Raw genomic sequence first — 915 nt, forward strand, 5'->3', positions numbered from 1 at the left:
TCTCTGGGTTTGGTTTGCGCCGATGCAGTCGGACGATGGGGTTGGCTTTTAGATAACCGCGCTCTACGGCAAAGTTGAATAGGGCTTGGAGGATGGCTTGGTGACGGTGATGGGTCGTATAGGCGAGATCTGTTAAGCCTTCTAGGTATTTTGTTAGGGTTGCTCGACTCAATAATTCAATGGGATAACTGCCATATTCTTTGAGTAGTGGCATTAGGCTTAGTTCGTAGGATTGCACGGTGCTTTGGGCTAGTCCTGTACGCTCTAGGAATTCAGTGGTAACTGTAGCTAGTGTGATAGTCAATTTATCAGCTAGTTAATGCGGTGAGTTATATAATCTGTTGATAGTATAGTTTTCTATAAACATACTTTTAAACACTATTTTGTGAATATTTTACAGGGTGATAAATCGCCTAACTCTGGTGAAACCTTGGCTGCCTATGTCAAACGTATCCGAATTTCCCTCGGTTTGAATCAGAGGGAGTTGGCGGCGATTTCGTCGATTCATTTGCAGAGTTTGGGCAAGATTGAACGGGGACTGACGGCTAAGCTGAGTTCTCATAGTAAAACTGGTTTGGCTTCGGCTTTGCAAGTTCCCGTGGAATATTTAGAGGCTGTTTCTCGTGGTACTTCCATTGAGCCTGTTTCTATGCTTAAGTTCTGTCCATCTTGCTGGACTCCTGGCAATCCTGCTGATCCTATGTGGATGGATGTCAGGGCTAAGTTTTGCTTTCTCTGTGGGGGGAAACTTGGCGATCGCTGTACTCATTGCCAGCAAACTATTTCTTCGCTCAAGCATCACTTCTGTCCTTTTTGTGGTTCTCCCTATAAGTCTAAACTGATTTCTCAAAGCTCGTCTGGGTAACGCTTTTAAGCCTATCTTGCAGGTTTTTACACGTATCCTGTAGCTACCCC

Annotated in this window: 1 protein-coding gene and 1 pseudogene; one reads left to right on the forward strand and one right to left on the reverse strand. The window is 44.7% G+C overall.

Going from position 1 to position 915, the window contains the following annotated elements:
• A pseudogene (locus tag VB775_RS26260) lies at window positions 1-304 on the reverse strand (site-specific integrase); the annotation flags it as partial.
• Window positions 305-385: 81 nt separating this feature from the next.
• On the opposite strand from VB775_RS26260, the gene VB775_RS26265 reads away from it, so the two are divergent.
• Window positions 386-865, forward strand: a complete 480-nt coding sequence (locus tag VB775_RS26265; protein WP_281009544.1) for a double zinc ribbon domain-containing protein — start codon at window positions 386-388, stop codon at window positions 863-865.
• The last annotated feature ends 50 nt before the right edge of the window (window positions 866-915 follow it).

The sequence above is a fragment of the Pseudanabaena sp. CCNP1317 genome, assembly GCF_034931345.1.
GTDB lineage: Bacteria > Cyanobacteriota > Cyanobacteriia > Pseudanabaenales > Pseudanabaenaceae > Pseudanabaena > Pseudanabaena galeata.